Annotated in this window: 23 protein-coding genes; 15 read left to right on the top strand and 8 right to left on the bottom strand. The window is 55.5% G+C overall.

Annotated features, from left to right (window positions below; all coding sequences use genetic code 11):
- Positions 1–15: 15 nt before the first annotated feature.
- Positions 16–471 carry a DUF4112 domain-containing protein gene (locus tag ACN0V1_RS03730; RefSeq protein WP_417543714.1) on the bottom strand — a complete coding sequence of 152 codons (456 nt, stop codon included), beginning with the start codon at positions 469–471 and terminating at the stop codon, positions 16–18.
- 21 nt (positions 472–492) lie between these two features.
- A complete protein-coding gene (locus tag ACN0V1_RS03725) occupies positions 493–951 on the bottom strand; it encodes a GatB/YqeY domain-containing protein (RefSeq protein WP_417543713.1) in 459 nt (152 codons plus the stop codon).
- A 303-nt stretch (positions 952–1,254) separates the two neighbouring features.
- On the opposite strand from ACN0V1_RS03725, the gene ACN0V1_RS03720 reads away from it, so the two are divergent.
- A complete protein-coding gene (locus tag ACN0V1_RS03720) occupies positions 1,255–1,527 on the top strand; it encodes a CDGSH iron-sulfur domain-containing protein (protein WP_417543712.1) in 273 nt (90 codons plus the stop codon).
- A 67-nt stretch (positions 1,528–1,594) separates the two neighbouring features.
- On the top strand, positions 1,595–2,188 hold the full coding sequence (locus ACN0V1_RS03715) for an NUDIX hydrolase (RefSeq protein WP_417543711.1): 594 nt from the start codon (positions 1,595–1,597) through the stop codon (positions 2,186–2,188).
- Here the strand turns inward: ACN0V1_RS03715 and ACN0V1_RS03710 are convergent.
- Complete coding sequence (locus tag ACN0V1_RS03710; RefSeq protein ID WP_417543710.1) at positions 2,163–3,629, bottom strand: hypothetical protein; 1,467 nt, start codon at positions 3,627–3,629, stop codon at positions 2,163–2,165. The genes ACN0V1_RS03715 and ACN0V1_RS03710 overlap by 26 nt on opposite strands.
- A 302-nt stretch (positions 3,630–3,931) precedes the next feature.
- Here ACN0V1_RS03710 and ACN0V1_RS03705 point away from each other — a divergent pair, with 302 nt between their 5' ends.
- On the top strand, positions 3,932–5,842 hold the full coding sequence (locus tag ACN0V1_RS03705; protein ID WP_417543709.1) for a 3-oxoacyl-[acyl-carrier-protein] synthase III C-terminal domain-containing protein: 1,911 nt from the start codon (positions 3,932–3,934) through the stop codon (positions 5,840–5,842).
- Positions 5,843–6,122: 280 nt separating this feature from the next.
- Positions 6,123–6,932 (top strand): PEP-CTERM sorting domain-containing protein, encoded by an 810-nt coding sequence (locus ACN0V1_RS03700; protein WP_417543708.1) that lies wholly within the window; start codon positions 6,123–6,125, stop codon positions 6,930–6,932.
- Between the two features lie 415 nt (positions 6,933–7,347).
- Here ACN0V1_RS03700 and ACN0V1_RS03695 read toward each other — a convergent pair whose 3' ends face one another.
- Positions 7,348–8,433, bottom strand: coding sequence for an aldo/keto reductase (locus ACN0V1_RS03695; RefSeq protein ID WP_417543707.1), 1,086 nt, complete (start codon positions 8,431–8,433; stop codon positions 7,348–7,350).
- Between the two features lie 106 nt (positions 8,434–8,539).
- Between ACN0V1_RS03695 and ACN0V1_RS03690 the strand changes: the two genes are divergently transcribed.
- The 8 genes from ACN0V1_RS03690 to ACN0V1_RS03655 all read left to right on the top strand — a co-directional run bounded on the left by ACN0V1_RS03690 (position 8,540) and on the right by ACN0V1_RS03655 (position 13,708).
- A complete protein-coding gene (locus ACN0V1_RS03690; RefSeq protein WP_417543706.1) occupies positions 8,540–9,058 on the top strand; it encodes an AraC family transcriptional regulator in 519 nt (172 codons plus the stop codon).
- Positions 9,059–9,266: 208 nt separating this feature from the next.
- The gene (locus tag ACN0V1_RS03685; RefSeq protein WP_417543705.1) at positions 9,267–10,268 is read left to right on the top strand and encodes a TRAP transporter substrate-binding protein; all 1,002 of its coding nucleotides are present in this window, start codon (positions 9,267–9,269) and stop codon (positions 10,266–10,268) included.
- Between the two features lie 60 nt (positions 10,269–10,328).
- A complete protein-coding gene (locus ACN0V1_RS03680; protein WP_417543704.1) occupies positions 10,329–10,829 on the top strand; it encodes a TRAP transporter small permease in 501 nt (166 codons plus the stop codon).
- Positions 10,822–12,102: a TRAP transporter large permease gene (locus ACN0V1_RS03675; protein ID WP_417543703.1), complete on the top strand. Its 1,281-nt coding sequence runs from the start codon at positions 10,822–10,824 to the stop codon at positions 12,100–12,102. Before ACN0V1_RS03680 ends, ACN0V1_RS03675 begins: the two co-directional genes overlap by 8 nt.
- A 36-nt stretch (positions 12,103–12,138) precedes the next feature.
- Entirely contained in the window at positions 12,139–13,038 is a 900-nt protein-coding gene (locus ACN0V1_RS03670; protein ID WP_417543702.1) for an amidohydrolase family protein, read from the top strand.
- 99 nt (positions 13,039–13,137) lie between these two features.
- Positions 13,138–13,263 (top strand): hypothetical protein, encoded by a 126-nt coding sequence (locus ACN0V1_RS03665; RefSeq protein WP_417543701.1) that lies wholly within the window; start codon positions 13,138–13,140, stop codon positions 13,261–13,263.
- A 23-nt stretch (positions 13,264–13,286) separates the two neighbouring features.
- The gene (locus ACN0V1_RS03660; protein ID WP_417543700.1) at positions 13,287–13,526 is read left to right on the top strand and encodes a DUF2780 domain-containing protein; all 240 of its coding nucleotides are present in this window, start codon (positions 13,287–13,289) and stop codon (positions 13,524–13,526) included.
- A gap of 29 nt (positions 13,527–13,555) precedes the next feature.
- Positions 13,556–13,708 (top strand): DUF2780 domain-containing protein, encoded by a 153-nt coding sequence (locus ACN0V1_RS03655; protein WP_417544038.1) that lies wholly within the window; start codon positions 13,556–13,558, stop codon positions 13,706–13,708.
- Positions 13,709–13,728: 20 nt separating this feature from the next.
- Here the strand turns inward: ACN0V1_RS03655 and ACN0V1_RS03650 are convergent, their stop codons facing one another.
- The 4 genes from ACN0V1_RS03650 to ACN0V1_RS03635 form a co-directional block, all read right to left on the bottom strand.
- Entirely contained in the window at positions 13,729–13,959 is a 231-nt protein-coding gene (locus tag ACN0V1_RS03650; protein ID WP_417544037.1) for a VF530 family DNA-binding protein, read from the bottom strand.
- Positions 13,899–14,384, bottom strand: a complete 486-nt coding sequence (locus tag ACN0V1_RS03645) for a CAP domain-containing protein (protein ID WP_417543699.1) — start codon at positions 14,382–14,384, stop codon at positions 13,899–13,901. The genes ACN0V1_RS03650 and ACN0V1_RS03645 overlap by 61 nt, the downstream gene beginning before the upstream one ends.
- Before the next feature lie 90 nt (positions 14,385–14,474).
- The gene (locus ACN0V1_RS03640) at positions 14,475–14,873 is read right to left on the bottom strand and encodes a hypothetical protein (protein ID WP_417543698.1); all 399 of its coding nucleotides are present in this window, start codon (positions 14,871–14,873) and stop codon (positions 14,475–14,477) included.
- Positions 14,866–16,218 carry a GMC oxidoreductase gene (locus tag ACN0V1_RS03635; protein WP_417543697.1) on the bottom strand — a complete coding sequence of 451 codons (1,353 nt, stop codon included), beginning with the start codon at positions 16,216–16,218 and terminating at the stop codon, positions 14,866–14,868. Before ACN0V1_RS03635 ends, ACN0V1_RS03640 begins: the two co-directional genes overlap by 8 nt.
- A gap of 473 nt (positions 16,219–16,691) precedes the next feature.
- On the opposite strand from ACN0V1_RS03635, the gene ACN0V1_RS03630 reads away from it, so the two are divergent.
- The 3 genes from ACN0V1_RS03630 (at position 16,692) to ACN0V1_RS03620 (ending at position 19,404) form a co-directional block, all read left to right on the top strand.
- Positions 16,692–17,633, top strand: coding sequence for a selenium-binding protein SBP56-related protein (locus tag ACN0V1_RS03630; protein WP_417543696.1), 942 nt, complete (start codon positions 16,692–16,694; stop codon positions 17,631–17,633).
- An 81-nt stretch (positions 17,634–17,714) separates the two neighbouring features.
- A complete protein-coding gene (locus tag ACN0V1_RS03625) occupies positions 17,715–18,311 on the top strand; it encodes a hypothetical protein (protein WP_417543695.1) in 597 nt (198 codons plus the stop codon).
- A 64-nt stretch (positions 18,312–18,375) separates the two neighbouring features.
- On the top strand, positions 18,376–19,404 hold the full coding sequence (locus tag ACN0V1_RS03620; RefSeq protein WP_417543694.1) for a DUF6635 family protein: 1,029 nt from the start codon (positions 18,376–18,378) through the stop codon (positions 19,402–19,404).
- Positions 19,405–19,447 lie beyond the last annotated feature (43 nt).

Genomic DNA, 19,447 nt, shown 5'->3' with positions numbered 1-19,447 from the left:
TTCTTGTCCAGTTTGTCAAAAAAACAGCATCAGACCAGCCGTAATAACTCCAAACAGGATGGACAGCCCGATCAAGGTCTTCCAGGGAAAGGGTGGCGGAGGCGGCTCCACGGCAAGCTGCTCTTCCAGATAGCGTCTCAGCAATCGAGTATTGCGAGTATTGGCTTTGTAAATGGCATCAAAGGCATCTCCCACCACTGGCACCAGGCCACCGACAAAATCGATACCCATATTGCGCAGGATAAGCAGCTTCACATCCTTGCTGGCCCCAGCCCGCTGAGCTTCGACCAGCACATAGCCCGATAACACCAGGCCTGCGGCGTCGCCCACCACCGGCACCAGGCCAATAATGGCCTCAGCTCCGATCTGGAATCGAGTGAAGGGAATACCGATACTGTTATCGGTAAAGCGGCTGAACTTATCCAGCCGCTCAAGTATCGCCCGCTGCCGGGCTTCGGTGGGCTTTGCCATAACGTATCCCAAAAAACCTGCTTACCCTTTGGCCAGCGCGGCCCGCACCTTCTTGCCCAAGTGGCCCATTTCGACCCGACCCAGTACCTGGGGGCGCAGCTCGTTCATCACACGCCCCATGTCCTGCATTCCATGGGCGTCGGTTGAGCTGATTGCCTCACGGATCAGGCCGTCCAGATCATCCTCAGTAAGTGCGGCGGGCATGAACTCTTCAATGATCACCATTTCCGCCCGCTCTTTGTCGCCCAGTTCCTCGCGACCGGCATCGTCGTACTGACGGGCGGAATCGCGGCGCTGCTTGAGCATTTTGTCCAGTACCTTCAGAACGTCCTCGTCATTCAGGTCGCGGCGCTCGTCGATCTCGATCTGTTTGACTGCAGCCTGAGCCATACGCAGAGTGACAAGCCGGAGTTTATCCCTCTTACGCATCGCGTCTTTTACCGCGTTAGTCAGTTGTTCCTTAAGTGATAATTCCGCCATTGCCGGTCTCCTGTTCCAAGGGTTAAGAGAGCTGATTTCGCATTGAGAGTGGGGCCAGGTTTAATGGAAAACCTGCGCAGGTTCAACTGCCAAAAAAAACAACTATAAAACCAACAACCTGAAAAATGGAAAAGTTATTGTGTGATTTATTTCGCCACTAGAATCTAGCGGCCTGTCGGATGTCGGGTTTGTGAACCAAAGAGTCGTTTTCCGACTACTCTATTAACCTGTTCGTTCTAAAAACCAGCCCAATCTGCATCAAGGGCAGAACCGTAAATTATATCAACAACAAGGAGACGATCTATGAGCAACCCCATCATTGCAGACAACAAGCCAAAAAAAGTCACGCTGGAGAAAGGCAAAAAATACATGTTCTGCGCCTGCGGGCGCTCCAGCAACCAACCCTTCTGCGACGGTTCTCACGCAGGTACGGGTTTTAGCCCCAAAAGCTTCGCGGCAGAAGAAGACGGCCACGCGTTCCTGTGCCAGTGCAAACACACCGGCAATGCGCCTTACTGTGATGGCACCCACTCTCAATTCGACAAAGATCAGGTTGGCAAGGAAGGACCCGGTTAGAATCCAAAGACGAGGCAGATACCGCAGAATAGACAGGCCGTCAGCGGACAACAAAGGACAACGCTCTGTGACACCCAAACGCTGGAAGCTCAACATGCGGCCCCATGAGCTACCTTTCCGACGTCGCCTTGCCCGGGCCTCTGTGGCTTTAATCTATCGACAGACCGAAGACGGTGGGGTGGAGTTGCTGTTTATCCAGCGAGCCCGTCGGGCAGGAGATCCCTGGTCCGGGGACATGGCCTTTCCCGGAGGGCGTATGCAACCGGAGGATGCCACACCCCGGGCGGCGGCCGAGCGGGAAACCCTTGAAGAAACCGGTGTCGACCTTGTTCGCCATGGCCACTTTCAGGCCCGGTTGTCTGATCTTATTACCCGCCAACACAGCCGCTTACGACCTATGGTCATCACACCTTATGTTTATGAGTGGCGGGGAGCACAGGCGGTATCGCCGAACCACGAAGTCGCGCAGATGGTCTGGATTTCCCTTGACTACCTCGCAGCAAAAGAGAACCAGAGCAAACTTCTCTGGCGTACCCGTCTCGGCACCTTAAAGATGCCCTGTTGCCGATATCAGGGTTACTGCATATGGGGGCTGAGTTATAGCATGTTACAGGAACTGCTGGCGCATCAAGGTATCAATCTACGTCTTGCTCCGGAATAATAAAATAGCGGTCCAGTAAATTCGCGTCATCGAAATGCCTTCTGCCCTGAAACGCCGTGGCGTGATGCCCCCACTCACGCATCGCACCGGCAGAAGGCACCCCCATCGGCCACAGAAGAAACCGCTCTGGCCGCTCAGACCCCATTACCAAACCGGTGGGCGAAAACAGCCGATGGCCTGATGGTGACGGTGTTAGCAGCGACGCATAATCACGCCATTCATAAACCTGGCTATCCAGCGCTGAATGGTCGTGTTCATGGCCGTAACCCCAGGGCCGAATACCCACCAAGTAATGACTACCGGCCGCGATACTCAGCGCGGGATGCCGAAGCTCGCGCCGCAACGACATACCAATAGCCGGCTTCTCCCCGCTGATATCACGGGATGGCCGGGGACTCAGCTGACCCCGAACCGGAAACCAGAGGTGGAAACACCCACAGGGGTGAATGCTGTCATAGAGCATTGGTTTGCCCTGCGCATCCAGTGTTACGCGCCACAAAAGCCCGTCCAGCTCGCCGGCCAGGATATCCCATGACCCACTGGCAGTACGGCGAGGGAACCAAATCAGATAGCTGAGTTGAGGCAGGCTGAGCGAGCCCCAGCGGGTATAACTCAGTTTCTGGTAAACCACCGGTAAGGGCTCAAACTCCAGCCCGTCCTCCCCGCGACCCGGTATTCCGATCCGGTCATCGTCACCTCGCTGTTCAACCACCCAGACAGGCGCAAACGTGGCGAAAAGGGTCGCACGTTCATCAGGACTGAAACGGGGAATGCCCAGCGCACTGCGCGAACGAGAAGCCTTCATAAGGGCAGTGAGTTGACTGTCACTGTATTGAGGCTCCTGGCTGGGCTTATAGACAATTCGGGGATACTGCGGCCGATAATCTTCAAACGCGTCCAGCAGTTCAGCAAACAGATTGTCGGTTCGGAACCTTACCAGTGGCATCACGACAGGATAAAGGCCAACGGCACGTTGCCAGGTCACATAGTCATCCGGTACATGGACCGACTTTGCCATTGCCAGAAACGCGTGCCGATCGGCGCTCAACATTGCTAGTCCAGCCTCGGCGCAGGTAACCAAAGGGGCAATGTCGGATTCCGGTCTACCAAGATTCGCCGCTTCCAGAAGCCATGCCTGCCTTGCATTGCGCCATGCTGCCGCTAACCACTCATTACGCTGAGACGAATTCAGCCGACTGTGATCAAAGCTGGCCAGGAAACGGTTCACCCTCAGATAAGGAAATCCTGGCACCGGTGTGGTTGTGGCCTCGAAGGCCCTGGCATCCGTCACCTGATGCTGCCAGTTCTGCAGCATCGTTTGGCACGACTGAGAGACAACGGCGTCCGGCAATGGCGACGCACGGTAACCATGTACAGCGCATCCTCCCAGCAACATCGCCAGAACAAGGAACAAACTTTTGCCACCAACGGAAAGCACCATCGCACGCATCCTACCAACTTACTCCCCGATCACCATTTTAAAGCGATCCGGCCATGGCAACCAATGAAAAGATCATAACAATAACCAGGCACGGGCTGCAGAATCGGTGGAACAACTCCATACCGTCAGGAGGCAAATATGGTCAACGAAAATGATATGAAACACCTGGGCCGCCGGGTTGGCCTTGGGCGAATCGCGACTATACTGCCTAGTACACAACAACGAGAAACTGGCGAATTATCGGGGCAAGCTTTGGTTCCCGAGGCCGGCAGAGACGCAGGCAAAATCTGCACGGAGCATTCATGAAACCGTTTCGACTGAACAGACATGGCAAACTGGTGTTTCCCTCAAGCATCTTTACCGAGCTCGACTTCTCGATCATCACCGATCTCAACCAGTTGAAGGCAATCATTCGGCGCGACTTCGAAGTGAAGGCGCCGACTGGCACCGAAATCGCCGAGCGAGCGGCGGCAGGTGGCTATGCGACGCGCTACGATCTGTTGCGTGATATCGGCTTGCACCTTTTCTGGGCGAACCGGTACCCGCTGGTGATGTACAACAAGCAACCGATGCGCTGGCGCGATGTCCCGCGCACCCGCGACGATGTATTCGTGCCTCTGCTGCAGCCCTGGGAGGGGCGCGCAGCCAAGTCCGCAGGTGTCCGCGAGGCCTACGAGCAACTGCCGGCAAAGTGGAACGGAACGGCGGAGGACGAGCTGTTCGACACACTTTTCGACGGCTTCTCAAACAAGCTCTACCTGGCAGCGTCACTCCCGCCGATCAAAGCCACGATTGCCGAGGCGCTCGCCACTGGCGATGCCAAGACGACCACCCTCGGCAACTATAATCCCGACCATCCGCGCTACAGCGTCGACGACATCCTTGATGTCTCAGAGGAGCAGCCCGAACTTGAGGCGCTCCGGCGCTGGGCGATGGTGCTGCACAACCAGCACCCCTGGGACCGGAGCCAGGCCAGGCTGAAGCCGTTGGCCGACATGCAGGATGACGACATCGTCGTGCTGTTTTATCCGAAAAACCGCCACGTGCTCGACTTCATCAACCGCGAAAAGAGTGGTACCACCGACGCGAAGCAGGCGCCGACGCCAGATCCAGCGGTCGAGCCCGTGAGACCCTATCCGCCGGTGGTAATTGGCGACAATGCGCCGATCCAACCGAAAGTCGAGGCGCTGGCAATCCGCAAGGGTGAGGTCATCTGCTCAAACGAGGATGTGGTCCGGAACTCCCCATCCTCGTGGTCGCCAATGAGCGCGCAGGAAATCACCGACAAAACCGGCATCGAACGGCGCCGTTATACCGCCGAGCCACTGGAGAATATCGCCCTTGAGGCCGCGCGGGCAGCGATGAAGCATGCCGGTCGCGGGTCCGAGGAGATCGGTGCGGTGCTGTTCTGCTCCTGTACCTCGAGCCGCCTGATCCCGTCGACCGCCACCTGGCTATCAGGCCAGTTGGGCATCATGCAGACCCATTGCTCGGTCGACATGGTCGCTGCGTGCGCCGGGTTCCCGTATGGCGTCGCCGAGGCGATCCGCTTGCTGCGGGAGATCGAACGTCCGGTCCTGCTGGTCATGGCCGAGAAGTTCTCGGACAAGATCGGCAATGCCCGACCGTCGCGGATGATCTTTGGCGACGGCGCCGCCGCCATGGTGATCGCGCCGTCCGACGGTGAACGTGACATTCATGTGGTCCAGACCTATGCGAGCGGACCCGCCAGTCAGGTGAACTCCATCATCTGGCCGAATCACGACTTCGACAACGACATCACGGTCTATGGCCCCGAGGTCAAGGCGTTGGTCAAGCGCTACCTGAACCAGATGATGGGCGAGCTTTCCGAACTCGGATTTGAGATCGACATAATCGTGCCCCATCAAGCCAACAAGACAATGATCATAGAGATCGCCGAGCCCCAGGGGATCGACGCCAAGGACATTTACTTCAACATCGCCGAGGTCGGCAACGCCTCTGCGGCGAGCATCCCGATTGCGCTGGCCGACGCCGTCTTCGACGGGGCGGTCAGCAAACGGTCGCTGGTTTTCGCTCCGGGCTTCGGCGCCGGCGCCGTCGGTGGCTACGTTATCCTGTCGCTGGACCCGGCGATGGTCGCGCCGGAGGTGACCACTTCTCTCGCCATGAGCCCATGGCCGACGAAGGCGCACTCCTCGATTGAAGATATCAAGGAGGCGTTCCATACATAAACTCTCGTTTCAGCGAATTGACGAGTCGTTTCTGTTGCGCCTTCTGGATTTGCCGGAGTTGCTCGGAAAACCGGGACCGAAAATAAATCGGACCGAAAATAAATCTGTCCCGGTTTTCCACTCGAAACAGCCCTCAATTCTGTCAACTTTTTTTGCATATTAGGGCGTGCGCTTGTTCGTTGTGCTTTCAACCCACTGATAAAGATAGTTATCCAAACCTGGTACGGATATCGCTTTATTTATGCTGGATTGATGAATTACCTAATTTGGGGATACTCCTATGACACGAACAAAAAGCACCTATCTGGGCTTACTCGCGGTCCTGCTGGCGCCGATGGCGGCGAATGCAGTTCCGATTACACTCATCTACGTTAACAGCAGCTCCGGCGCGTTGTATTCATACGATTCGAGTGCCGCATATTCTGAGACGCTCATTGCAGGCTCGACCGGGGCTTTCAGCATTTCCTCGGGGCCAGCAGCGAACACCATCTACATCCAAGCTGGCAGTGGAGCGCTATCCACGTACGACCTCACGACTGATGTGCAGACTAACGTCGGCGGCTCCGTTCCGGGCAATGCGCTTGGGGAAGGTCGCGATGGATTTCTGTATGCCGGTTCAGGCGCAAGTCTTTATCAGGTAGATCCCGGCACCGGCATTTCCAGCTTGATCGGAGGTGGCACATACGGTTACGCAGGCGACATAGCCGTTGATCCAACCAGTCTCAGTTCAATGTATGGCGCCGTTTCGACCTCGACCGGAGTATCGCTCGTGACGGTAGACAAGACAACCGGGGCGCAGTCGCTTGTTGGATCCTTCGGCGTCGCCGGCTCTATTTTCGGGCTCGGCTTTTCGCTCGACGGGTTGCTGTACGCGACAGGACCGACCGCGAGCGGTGGCGGTATCTATACCATAGACAAAACGACAGGCGCAGCGTCGCTGGCTCGCACGGTTGGGTATTCACCATTCGACATGGCGACACAGCCGTTCGAAGTTGACGAGCCAACCACCGTTCCAGAACCTGCCACCCTTTCCCTACTAGGTCTTGGTCTTCTCTGCATGGGTGCGGCAAGACGCAGATGTAAAGCCTGATCCATTCCGACAGTTTGCAAAAACCCGTCCTATGCGTCTGCGCGGCAGAAGTGTTCTGAGCAAGGGGTTCTGCCGCGCCAAATCACAGTTGGCCTAAAACCAGGACAGATTTATTTTCGGAGCGACGTAAGGGGAAAATTCAGCGCAATAATTGTGGCCTAGACGGGCATAAACTTCTCCTTGCGTCTATGGCACTGAATCCCTTCGGTACATCGAACACAAACGTTAACCGAGGTGTTGGGGAGTTTCATACCGATCAAACCACGCTCCCGACCAGAAAATAAATCTGTCCCGGTTTTCCTGCTCGCCATGAGCCCATCGCCGACGAAGGCGCACTCCTCGATTGAAGATATCAAGGAGGCGTTCAATACATAAACTCTCGTTTCCGGCAAAATCGAAGGGGCACTGTCGGAGACTACGCCCTCATATGAGCCCGATACTCGCCCTGTCGCTCCAACATCCATCCCGGATACTCCGCGGGCAGGCGGCTGACGTTCTCCAGAGCCGCCAGCTCATCGTCTGACAAGCGAATGCGCGCCGCCTGAATGTTATCCCGCAACTGGTCTTCCCGTTTCGCGCCAACAATCACCGAGCTAACAGCGTTCTGGTGCAGCAGCCAGGCGAGGGCAATTTGAGCAACACTGGCCGGATGGCCGTCGATCTCCTTACCTACGGCAATCTCTCGCATAACGTCGATGACCTTGCTGCCGCGTTCGCGGTTAACAGGGGGAAAATCGAATTTCGCGCGGCGATTTTCTTCGGATGCTTCCGGCCCCTCATACTTGCCAGAAAGGTAGCCACCTGCCAATGGGCTCCATACCATCAGTCCGATGTTTTCGGACTCCAGCATGGGAATGATTTCCCGCTCCACGTCCCGGCCAACAATGGTGTAGTGGGCTTGTAATGACAAAATCGGACACAACCGGCGGGCCTGGGCAATACCAACAGCTTTCATCACTTGCCAGGCGGCCCAGTTCGACAGGCCGATGTAACGGATATGGCCGTGCTGAACCAGGGTATTCAACGCCTCCAAGGTTTCTTCCATCGGCGTGGCCGGGTCAAAACCATGGATCTGGTACAGGTCAATATAATCGGTTTGCAGGCGCTGCAGACTGGCCTTGCACTCGTTCATGATGTGCACCCGGGAGGCACCGCGGGCATTCGGGCCTGCGCCCATCGGGCCGAGCACCTTGGTGGCTATCACGACGTCTTCGCGCTGGACGTCAAGATTTTTCAACGACTGGCCCACAATGCGCTCACTGGAGCCCCCGCCGTATACATTGGCGGTGTCGATGAAGTTGATGCCTGCGTCCAGCGCCATTGTCATCAGCTTGTCGGCCTGCTCTTGCTGCAGTTGGCCGATCAGCCCCCACATATCGTCTCCGCCGCCAAAGGTCATCGTGCCCAGACATAACTCGGATACAAACAAACCCGACTTACCCAGTGTGCGGATACGGAGAGGGGCGTCATTCGTGGATTGGGGTATATTGGGCGTTGTCATAATCGATCACCTCATCTTTGCGGAAGAACCTGCCGGTGCAGGATGCGGGATTCATGTTACGGTGAGATAGAGGAAATTCGGCTGGCAAAAACTCTCAGGTCCTTGCATGATCCTATCAACTCGAAAAGCCTCAGCCCGGAAGCTGCTCCGCGATCTCGTCGAGCAGCAGTGGCTTTCCCATGGCCCTGAGTGCGCAATTGATGGCTTGCGCCTTACCCGGTCTCTTGAGCCCAGCGGCACCATTCGGGCCCTGTATCAGACCTCATGCTGCATGGTGTTGCAGGGCGCCAAGGTCAGTGCGATTGGGGATACGGTATTTCATTATGGCCAGGACGAGTGCCTGTTTGCGTCCGTCAATGTCCCGGTGAACTCACGTATTGTGGAAGCCACTGCCGATAGACCCTATCTGGCACTGAGTCTATCCATTGATCCGACGGTGATTTCCGAGCTGTTGGTGGCCCAGCCGGAAATGGCGTACCGGGGGCCAAAGCAGGCGGCGCTGGTAACAGCCAGAATGCCGGATGATTTGTACGATCCTGTCATTCGTTTGCTCCATCTGCTCGATCAACCACATAACCGCGAGGTACTGGAGCCGCTTGTCCGCCGGGAAAAGACAAGGTCATAATGCGATCGAGCGTGGCAATTGAAACATGGACATGAGGCGATCAGAACGAAATGGCAAAGCAGGGGCAAAAGCCAGGGTCTGCCCCCGGTTCTCGTCTTTTACAACATTGCACTCCGGAAAATCAGCACTACACTGATATTGTTTATTTTCTTGGCTCCTGGCCAATCCCTAATCTAACCGGCTATAAGAATAACCCCCGGAGATTCAGATGGTTAATCATACCCTTACTCGATCCACCTCTCTTTTTGCCTCCACCGTTGCTGTCTTTTTATTTGCAAGTAGCGCTTTCGCCGCCACCGAAATCAAACTCGGATGGACGACCTCCGATAGCGAGGTAGACCCTTACGCCATCGCCGCTCGTTACTTTGCGGAAGAACTCGAAAACGCAGCACCCGGTGAATTCGACGTTTCGTTCTTCCCTAATCACCAGCTCGGTAACGATACCGCGATGCTTGAGGGGCTACAGTTTGGCACTATGGATGCTGGTGTGATCACCGGCACCCAGGTAGGCCAGTTGGAGACGGCGTTTCAGCTCAATGATCTCCCCTTTCTTTACGCCGATAGCGCCCAGGCTCATGAGGTGCTGGACGGCGAAGTCGGTCAGGAATTGCTCAAGCGACTTGAGGCCCAGGGCATCATAGGACTGGGTTTTGCCGAGGCAGGTTTCCGGCATACCATCAATAATTTACGACCAGTGGCAAAGCCAGACGACTTCAAGGGTATCAAGCTGCGTGTCCAACCCAGTGACCTGTTTATCGACAGCTTCCGTGCGATTGGCGCAAACCCGACGCCAATGGCCTGGAGTGACGTTTTTACTGCAGTACAGCAGGGCACTGTCGATGGCCTGGAGATTCCGCTTGCAGTCATCTTTGCTAACAAATACCCGGAGGTTACAAAGTACCTCTCATTGACCAACCACACCTACAACGCCCTCGCGTTGTTGATCTCAAAAGACGTCTTCGACGGCTTGTCGGAAGAGCTTCAAGGCGCCGTCGGTGAAGCCGCCAAACGCGCCATCGAACGCCAGCGGGCAACTGTGGCCGCCAATGAAAAAGACATCCTGCAACAAATCAAGGATGCCGGTATGGAGGTCAATGACATTGACGATGTCGAGGCTTTCCGAGCCAAAGTCGCCAGCGTTTACGATGCGTACAGTGACAAAATCGGTGCCGACCTTGTCGACAAGGCGCTGGGCCAGGTGAGCGAATAAGCAGGCATACACCGAGCGCCGACATAAATTGGAAATCGATCTTCGTGGGACATCTTCTCAATGTATCGTCATGTGGATACTGCCGGACGCTGGGTAGTCAGAATCTCCTACCTTCTGGGGGCGATGAGCGCGCTGGTTATGCTGGGCAGCCTCCTCGTCGGGGTCTTCTACCGTTACGTACTTGACGCTTCTCTGGCCTGGAGCGATGAGGTCGCTACCCTCGCTTTCATTTGGACCATATTCCTGTTTTCAAGCGCTCTTGTCCGCGACTTTGGCCATGTCCGGGTCGCACTTTTGCTGGACGCCCTTCCCCGTGTGGCCGCTGAAGTTTTCGAGCGGGCCATCGTTATTCTAGTGTTAATCTTCGGCTATATCCTGCTCACGACGGGCTGGGATTATACCGTGTTTACGGCGAACCGCGTGTCGGCGGCTGTCCGGTACCCGATGTGGCTGCAGAATGCGGCAATCCCCGTTTGCGGTGGTCTGATTATCTTCCACGCGGTGGTTCTCTTGCTGCGCCCTACGTGGATCAGGGATATGCCTGAGGTGAACAATGGGTGACATCGGCTCAGTCATGATTGTCGGTCTTTTTGTCATGCTGATTCTCGGGGTCCCCATTGCCATTACCCTGGGCCTGCTCACAGCTGTCGGCGTCTGGATGGCGGACAGCAACCCCATGATCATGGCCCAGCGCTTTCTGGCAGGTGGTTCAGTTTCCAGCCTTCTGGCTATCCCCGGATTCATTCTTGCCGGCGAATTGATGAGCGCGGGCGGGCTCTCCCGCCGTCTTGTGCGAGTGGCATCGGTATTTTTTGGTCATCTGACCGGTGGACTTTCCATGTCTACTGTCGTGGCCGGCACGTTTTTCGGGGCAATTTCCGGTTCTGCGCCAGCGACTACCGCGGCAGTCGGCTCGATCATGATCGATGAGCTTGAAGCCAAGGGGTATAAACGGGGTTATGCCGCAGCACTGGCTACCGCCGTGGGACCGCTTGGCCAAATGATTCCACCGTCTATCCCGATGGTCGTTTGGGGCGTACTTGCAGAGGAGTCCATTTCCAGACTTTTCCTCGCCGGGATTATTCCCGGGCTTATTGCAGCGGCTGGCTTTTGTGTCGTCAGTGTTCTGTATGCACGGCGCATGGGAATACCCAGGGAAAGCCGTGCAACCAAAGCAGACATTCTGTTTGCACTGCGCGATGGGTCCTGGGCACTGTTAGCGCCCGTGGTCATCCTTGGGGGTATCTATAGCGGGATCTTTACACCCACAGAGGCTGCAACGGTAGGCGCATTCTATAGCGCTCTGATCGGCCTGTTTTTTTACCGCGATCTGCAGTTCAGGGAACTCCCTGCCATCCTGATCAAATCCATGCGTACAACGGCTGTCATCATGTTCATTATCGCTGTTGCCTATGGTTTCGCGTGGGTTATGGCCAGCGAACAGATCCCCGGGAGACTTACAGAAAGCTTGCTCGCGCTGACCACAAATCCGTTTCTTCTCCTGTTGATCATCAATCTCATGTTGCTCGTTCTGGGCGCAGTGATGGATAACATCTCCGCCATGGTGATTCTCAGCACGGTATTGATTGGTCTGGGTCAACAGATTGGTCTGGACCCTATACAACTAGGTGCCATGGTAGTTATTAACTTTGCCGTTGGAATGGTAACGCCTCCCGTTGGTTACTCCATTTTTGTCGCCTCCAGTATTAGCGGAATGCGGGTCGAGACCATAGCCCGCCATATCTGGCCGTTCCTGTTGGTACTCCTCGGTGTGGTTGGCCTGATTGCCTATGTACCAGCCGTGACGCTCTGGCTTCCTGGTTTTTATGACTGAACATGCCCCCCACGACCAACAGGCGAGACACCGACGATGATTGCCCCATCCGATATTCCGGCACCGAATCCAACTCCCAGCCAGCCTGCTCAAAAGCTACCTGCTGGCGCCTGTGACACCCACGCTCATCTCTTTGGGCCCCAGGAACGTTACCCCTATCATCCAGATCGAAACTACACACCGCCCGATGCCAGCGAAGAAGCTTATCGACACTTGTTAAAAACCCTTGGATTTGAGCGCGCGGTGTTAGTACAACCCAGTGTCTATGGGACCGACAACAGCAGGATGCTAGACACACTCTCCCGCATCACCGCTGACGACGAGCTGCAATGGCGGGGGGTTGCTGTCGTCGATCGTCATGTCAGTGATGACGAATTACACTACATGCACAAAGTAGGGGTACGTGGGATCCGAGTGAACCTGGTGTTCTCGGGGGGAGTCACCTTTGATGACGTCAAGGCCCTCGCTGATCGCATCAAGGCGCTGAATTGGCATATTCAGTTTTTGGTTGATGTATCAAAGTTTGAGCGCCTGGCGGAACGGCTGAACAATTTGCCGGTGCCCTCGGTGGTAGACCACATGGGCCATATGCCGGCCTCGCTCGGCATCAACCACCCAGGCTTTAAAGAGCTTCTGAGCCTGTTAGCAGATGGACGAACCTGGGTGAAACTCACGGGTCCAAATCGCATCAGCGCTCTGGATCACGCGCCGTTCACGGATGTTGATCCCTTTTTCCGGTCACTACGCGCAACCCGTGAAGACCGTTGTCTCTTTGGCACAGATTGGCCGCACGTCAAGCTTCCAGGTTCCATGCCCAATGATGCCACTCTTGTCGATGAGTTTTTGAGACTGGTGCCTGAATCTTCTGGTCGTCAGGCTATCCTCGTCGATAACCCTGAGCGCTTGTATCAGTTCACCCAGAACACAAGTGATTAGCTCTATAAAACCGGGACAAATTAATTTCCAACAGCCGGTCTCCCCGGTATTCCAACCCCGTGATCCACTTACGGGCTGCATTACACCGAAGGCTCTTTGATGCCTCTGCTGATTATGCGCCAGGTGTTTGAACAGGTAAAAACCAGCCCGATGATCAAGACGCAGAACGTGACAATGAACGCTATTCTCAAGAAATTCCTTTTGTTTCAAGCCTCTATCTGCTAGCGCCTACCGCCGGCGCTTTCAGCTTGGATGGCGCCCTCTCCAGCGGGGCACAAGCACTCTCCCCAGCAACGGAAATCAATGGTGAAGCCCGGCAACTGCCAGGTCAGCTCAAGGATCAACTCGCCATCACCGAAACTCAGGCGGTTGGTGGTACCGGTGCATTACTGCAACTGGCAAAAAATGAGCTTGGCACCGACACCATGAGCACTCTCCCTAGCAAAGCTTCGGGCCATCCAGCCTGTTGGGGGGAGCCAGCAATCTGAGCGAAGGCCTGCTCTCCAATATTTCGTCCATGAATGGGGTGCAGTCGGCCTTCTCAGCGCTGGGTATGGACAGCGCCATGATCCAGCAATTTGTACCCATTATAATGGGCTTCTTGGGAGACCAGGGGGTTGGCTCTTCATTGCTTGGCCAGTTGCAGGGTCTTTGGACGCCTGCCAACTGAGTGGATAACCGGGATTCGGTTTAAGGCAGGCGGGGAAATGTTGAGATATACAAGCCTTCAACCTTATCTCGGGCCCACTGGGTCTTACGTAAAAACTTCAACGATGACTTGATTGACGGATCGTTTTTAAAGCATTTTATGTCGATTCTTTGGGCTAACCCATCCCAGCCGTAGTGTTCTTGAAGACTTGTTACAACTCTCTCCAGAGTAACCCCGTGCAATGGATCATTCGGTTGTTCATTTCGGTGAATTCGGCGCTCATTATATTGGCGCAGTGTCCCGGGCTTGAAAGCCACCCATCAACGACTTGATCGACAGAGCTCTGGCCCGCTGCGATATTTTCGCCCACCGCCGACCAGCTGTAACTTCTGTCATCTACCCGCTCGCCGGTTTGAACACCTTCAGGGCCGGTATGACTAAAGAACTCCAGCTCTGCCATATCCTCCGAATGAGCCCGGGCGGCATCCTCGAGCTTGCAGTTCCAGGCCAGCGGTTCTGCTGCATCAAAGTCCTGGTCGCCGCATTGCCGGGGCTGGCTGCGAGCTTCATTGACGCGATTCAGCAAAGCCCGATCAGTTTCGTCCATCTTGCAGTCGCCGGCCACAAGAAAACCGGAAAACCCGAGCAAAACCAGCAGGGCAAGGGCGTATGATGAACGGGGAAATGAGAAAGTCATAACACACCTACCAAGTACGCTACAGAATGGGCAAAAAAGCCAGGCCCAGTCGCTGGCGCCTGCTGTTAGTTAGGCTTACTGATCAATGCTTTACTTGAGTTCATCTACAGCGTGATAGTCATTAGACGATAGCAGGTATGCCAGGGCGTACAACTCGAGTTCAGTCTGTGTGTAATAAAAGCCTTTGTAGATAATGAGCGGCTCATGCAACGCCAGGTTGATCATCTTTTTATGGTTTATTCCGTGGCGTGTCGAGATAACGCCTTTGTATGCCATTTCTGAGTGGAGCGCATCCACAGACCAGCCTGCAGAGTATTCGAGGAAAAGTGGGTCTGCGAGCTCCGCAAGCTGGTCACTGAGCGTCGTTGTGGGCGCCTCTATGTCGCCGCTCTCAGGGAGACGCCCGTTGAGCACAAGCCGCGCGCAACTGCTGATGCTGAGCCATATCGCCGCAGCGCTGAGACCGGTGAGTAAGGTGCGCCTATCCATCAGCATGACCTTTTAAAGTGCTGGCAAGGTACGCGCCCAGGCGCAACGCCAGTGCCACAATGGTGAAGGTTGGGTTGGAGGCGCCGCCGGCTGGAAAGACCGACGACCCGGCCACGTATAGGTTATCGGTCGTGTGCACGCGGCAGTTGCTGTCGACCACCGAATCGGCCGCCGACAGACCCATTCGTGTTGTGCCCATCAGATGTCCGCCATCATGCAGCTGGAATTCGGGCTGCAGAATAGAGGGGCGCCCCAACCCCGAGCGCAGCAATGCCTCGCCGAACAGCTGCCAGCTCTCACGCGCCAGGTCATGGTAGCGGTAGTGAAAATCAATCCGTGGCATGGGGAGTCCAAGGTAATTGCTCCGATCGCCCTCGCGTACGGCATTCCTGAAATCAGGGGCAAGCTCGGCCCGAAGGGTAACCGGGGTATGAAGCATCTCGCGTCGCTTGCCCAGTAGCACGGTTGGGGTCATCTGCTGCATATTAAAATCAGCGCTGAAAGACAGCACGCCGTTCTCGACGCAATAACTGTCTGATAACTGGAGTGCGTGTACCAGGTTGGGATCTTCTTTGAGGCCAATTGGCAGCCGGTCCTGGTCCAGGTACATGTCCGCCACCGCGTAAAGGTGTGGATGCTCCATCAGGCCCAGTCCAACGGGCATGTGCTCAACAATATCAGAGAGCTGCAACAACCTCGGGTTGCCCACCCCACCAGAGGCAAGCACAAAGGTGTCAGCTGACACGAACGTTGGTGAGAGCTGGGGTGCCAGTGAGTCTCGCAGCTCCAGAGCGGTGACGGTGCGCCCCCGCGCTATCAGGCGCAATCCGGTGGTGCCAAGTATCAGGTCAACGCGGGGATGGTACTGGAAAAAGGAATGGTACTTTTTATTAAACCGGACTGGCGGGCTCACGAAGAAAGGCTTGTAAACCAGCTCCGATGTTCCTTCAATGGCCACCGTCGGTTGGCGATAGGCGTCGTCGGGCAGCTCGATAATGTGGGCGGCCGCTGGATACCAACGGTTTAATTCCTGGTAGGAGATAGGCCACGCTTGAGCTGTGAAGGCTCTCTCCTCCAGCACGGCACAAAACCCGCCCCAGATGGTCGAGGTACCACCAAAGCAACGTTGCGTGTGCATGGGGAAGTAATTGTCTGGCAAATCGCCATGTAACTGCACATTGGCCAAGGTCTGGATGGTTGGGTGTGGCTCGAGCAATCCGCTCTCGATGACGGCGATTTTAAGGGAAGTATCTTTGGACAACTCAAACGCCGTGGTGATGCCGGCGGGACCGCTACCGAGGATAATAACGTCATAATGACGGTGCTTGGGTTGATTGAGAATCATAGATTTAGCCTGGCTCGCCCGGGACCGCCCGATTACGTTATGAACTTAATTCAGTATTGGCGACATCCCGTAAAAAGCACTAATTTCTACGGGAATTCTCGACATGGCTGGAGGTAGGCTATGGACAAATCTGAGCGCTGGTCGCACGAGAAAAATTAATCTTTCCCGGCTCTCCATTACAGGTCTACGGTGTCTTGGCTTTACGATAAACCTCACAGGTTTTATTCCTCTCACGCGCCAGTTTGGGATCGCCCTGAATCAGCATGCCGCTTCACTTGGAAATATAAATCTGTCCCGGGTTTCCTTGTCCCGGGTTTCCTTCTTAATCTGTCCCGGGTTTCCCGGGTTTCCTGAGTTTTGAATCCATAAAGAAAAACTCCGTCATTCAGACTGGGCTTTGAAGTCTGGAGCGGCTACCCGCCGCTATACCGATTTCATTTGTCGATGAAGGGAGTGCGCAGTAAACTAAATCATTGCGCCGAGGGACTGATGGCCCTCCAGGCATTTTCATCATGGATTGTGAGACCTTCGATATCCTTGGCCGTTATGAAATGGATAGGGGCGTTCAGGACAAGCACTACGACTTCTGGTGGAACCTGCCGCGTGACTACATGGTTAGTTCCGAGTGGGGGCTACCGCCGCAGTTTGAGAACGGTCTGGTAGCAGAAGACCTGCTTAGCAACAAATATGGGCACAGCATCCATTTCTGGGACCTGCGCGCGCGCAAAAATATCCAGACCATCGACCTGGGTGCCAACTACCAGATGGCGTTGGAAATCCGGCCTGCACACGATCCCGCCAAGCAATATGGCTTTTGCGGCGTCGTGGTCGATACAACCAACCTGCAAGGCGCAGTATTTACCTGGAGGCGAACTGCGGATGGAACATTCGAGGCCAGGAAAACCATTACAATTGATCCCGCTCCTGCTGATCCCGCCGATCTTCCAGAGATGCTAAAGGGCTTTTCGGCAGTACCTCCCCTGGTCTCGGATATTGACTTGAGCCTCGACGACAAGTTCCTTTATGTCTCCTGCTGGGGCCTGGGGGAAATGCATCAATATGATGTATCCGATCCGATGAATCCGACACTTGCTGGCAAAGTCGAAATCGGAGGCATTGTTGCCAAACATAAGCACCCCAACGGCCGAGAATTTGGCTATGGCCCGCAGATGGTCGAAATCAGCCGCGACGGCAAACGCGTCTATTGGACCAATTCGCTTTATTCCACCTGGGACGATCAATTCTATCCTGGTGATCGGGGGGCGGCGATGGTTTGCGCTGACGTTGGAGAAAATGGCGGGTTGACCCTGAACAAAAATTTCTGGGTTGACTTCCCTAAAGGCTATCGAAGCCATCAGATCCGGCTGGAAGGGGGCGATTGCTCGACCGATAGCTTCTGCTATCCGAACGTTTGAGCTTTGAGCGAGCCAACAACGATGACGGCCCTTTGGTGGGCTGTCATCGTTTCAGGACTCCATCATGGGGTGAACCCTGGCATGGGATGGCCTCTGGCGGTCTCTGCTGCTCTGATGGAACGCCGATCTTCTGCAATGCCTGCGGCACTGGTTGCGCTGGCCGGTGGACATTTTCTCGCAATGCTGGCGATCCTTTTGCCGTTCTCGCTAATGACGACCCTTGTAATGTGGGAACGGGAGTTGCGCATTGGCGCGGGGCTGTTAGTTTTGTCGATGGGCCTGCTCATACTGATCTACCGCCGCCACCCACGCTTTCTCGCACGGGTGCCGCCGGGCAGAGTTGCATTCTGGTCTTTCCTGGCAGCCATGGCGCATGGGGCGGGACTGATGCTGGTGCCAATCTATCTGGGGATGTGCAGTGATCCAGCCATGCAGAACGCTGGCCACGATGCGGCGGGCGCGTTAATGGCCAATAACCTTGGATTTGCGTTGCTGGTTGCAACCGTACATACCACTGCGATGAGCCTTGCGGGTAGCGGGCTTGCTGTCGTGACGTATGTCTGGCTCGGGCTAAAATTTCTGTCGCGCAGCTGGTTCAATCTGGACGTGCTCTGGGCATTGAGCCTTATTCTTGTCGGATGCATTGGTGCTGGCACTGCATTGATTCAAACCAGATAAGCCGTCGGTCGGCATTGGGTACGTCAAAGGCCTGGTCGATGCGACGGTACGTTCCGGATCGGTGGTGTGGTTTACTCAATTGCGCTTTAATGCGCGAGACACTCACTTGCCTGCAGATACGCCTGTCACTATGCCCCTAGTCACATCGCCCGAACAAAATGTCTCCGAAATTGAGATAGAGCAGGCAATCCGCACAGGCATCGAACGTTACTTTGACGACTGCCGGGCGCGGGTACCGGCGTTTATTGATCGTCATTTCCATTACCCCGGTGCCATCGCGACCAACCGGATGGCGCTGGGATGGGACATGCTGCGGGCACCCGTCAATCTACTTTGGGCGCCGGTTTACGCCCTGGCGTGCCTGGTGAAAATTCTGACGCGCAAACGAACAGGCCTGATGTGGCCGCATGGCTTGGCGAATCGTGTGCCAGCCGGTTTTACCACCCGGGTACAACAGCACATCTCGCACCTGATCCTGGTGGACCTGTTGAACAATGGCCAGGAAGGCCAATTGCTGGAGAGCTATCTGGTGAAGGCCCTGGAAGCGGTCTATGCGCACCATACCCATGAACCAGTCGATCACCAGCAGTTCAGCAAGCTGATTGAGCCGCTGGTTGCGGACGCTCTCAGTCAGTACCGGGTGACCCGGACGGCGTCTGCCGATATCACCAACAGTATTTCATGCACGGTGTTGGGCGCGTTTGCGTTCCAGAAGTTTACCCCGGGTGGTATCGGGCTCGGAGTAGTGCTCGCGTCCATGCTCGCAAAGACCCTGGCCGCCAGGGATTTTATCCTGGGTGAAACCATCGGAAGTTGGTACTACAGCTGGCTTCCACCGGAGCCTTCGCTGGCGACGACAGTCAGCGTTATGGTCGCTGTCATGGCCTCATTGGCGGCGTTTGCGGCCTTGTCCGGTGTTATTTTCGATCCCGTTCAGGCGGCGGTCGGTTTACATCGTCGGCGCCTGCACAAGTTACTGAATCACCTGCAGAGGGACGTGTCACTCAGCACCCAAAGCAGCTTTCGCCCGAAAGACCAGTTTGTGGCGCGGATTCTGGACACGTTCGACATGGTCAAATCGGGTTTACTTTAATTACCGGAGTTTTATCCAAAAAAATAAATATGCCCCGGTTTTC

It is taken from the genome of Marinobacter sp., assembly GCF_048266785.1.
Lineage (GTDB): Bacteria > Pseudomonadota > Gammaproteobacteria > Pseudomonadales > Oleiphilaceae > Marinobacter.
The sequence above is the reverse complement of the archived record's forward strand: the minus strand, read 5'-3'. Positions and strand labels throughout refer to the sequence as shown.

Bases quoted from the DNA above. Each gene is read 5' to 3' on its own strand.
- ACN0V1_RS03680 (WP_417543704.1), top strand. From the start codon at position 10,329: ATGTATCGTCATGTGGATACTGCCGGACGCTGGGTAGTCAGAATCTCC.
- ACN0V1_RS03720 (WP_417543712.1), top strand. From the start codon at position 1,255: ATGAGCAACCCCATCATTGCAGACAACAAGCCAAAAAAAGTCACGCTG.
- ACN0V1_RS03665 (WP_417543701.1), top strand. From the start codon at position 13,138: ATGCCTCTGCTGATTATGCGCCAGGTGTTTGAACAGGTAAAAACCAGC.
- ACN0V1_RS03685 (WP_417543705.1), top strand. From the start codon at position 9,267: ATGGTTAATCATACCCTTACTCGATCCACCTCTCTTTTTGCCTCCACC.
- ACN0V1_RS03640 (WP_417543698.1), bottom strand. From the start codon at position 14,873: ATGGATAGGCGCACCTTACTCACCGGTCTCAGCGCTGCGGCGATATGG.
- ACN0V1_RS03635 (WP_417543697.1), bottom strand. From the start codon at position 16,218: ATGATTCTCAATCAACCCAAGCACCGTCATTATGACGTTATTATCCTC.
- ACN0V1_RS03700 (WP_417543708.1), top strand. From the start codon at position 6,123: ATGACACGAACAAAAAGCACCTATCTGGGCTTACTCGCGGTCCTGCTG.
- ACN0V1_RS03645 (WP_417543699.1), bottom strand. From the start codon at position 14,384: ATGACTTTCTCATTTCCCCGTTCATCATACGCCCTTGCCCTGCTGGTT.
- ACN0V1_RS03695 (WP_417543707.1), bottom strand. From the start codon at position 8,433: ATGACAACGCCCAATATACCCCAATCCACGAATGACGCCCCTCTCCGT.
- ACN0V1_RS03705 (WP_417543709.1), top strand. From the start codon at position 3,932: ATGAAACCGTTTCGACTGAACAGACATGGCAAACTGGTGTTTCCCTCA.
- ACN0V1_RS03690 (WP_417543706.1), top strand. From the start codon at position 8,540: ATGATCCTATCAACTCGAAAAGCCTCAGCCCGGAAGCTGCTCCGCGAT.
- ACN0V1_RS03675 (WP_417543703.1), top strand. From the start codon at position 10,822: ATGGGTGACATCGGCTCAGTCATGATTGTCGGTCTTTTTGTCATGCTG.
- ACN0V1_RS03625 (WP_417543695.1), top strand. From the start codon at position 17,715: ATGGGATGGCCTCTGGCGGTCTCTGCTGCTCTGATGGAACGCCGATCT.
- ACN0V1_RS03725 (WP_417543713.1), bottom strand. From the start codon at position 951: ATGGCGGAATTATCACTTAAGGAACAACTGACTAACGCGGTAAAAGAC.
- ACN0V1_RS03670 (WP_417543702.1), top strand. From the start codon at position 12,139: ATGATTGCCCCATCCGATATTCCGGCACCGAATCCAACTCCCAGCCAG.
- ACN0V1_RS03730 (WP_417543714.1), bottom strand. From the start codon at position 471: ATGGCAAAGCCCACCGAAGCCCGGCAGCGGGCGATACTTGAGCGGCTG.
- ACN0V1_RS03655 (WP_417544038.1), top strand. From the start codon at position 13,556: ATGAATGGGGTGCAGTCGGCCTTCTCAGCGCTGGGTATGGACAGCGCC.
- ACN0V1_RS03710 (WP_417543710.1), bottom strand. From the start codon at position 3,629: ATGGTGCTTTCCGTTGGTGGCAAAAGTTTGTTCCTTGTTCTGGCGATG.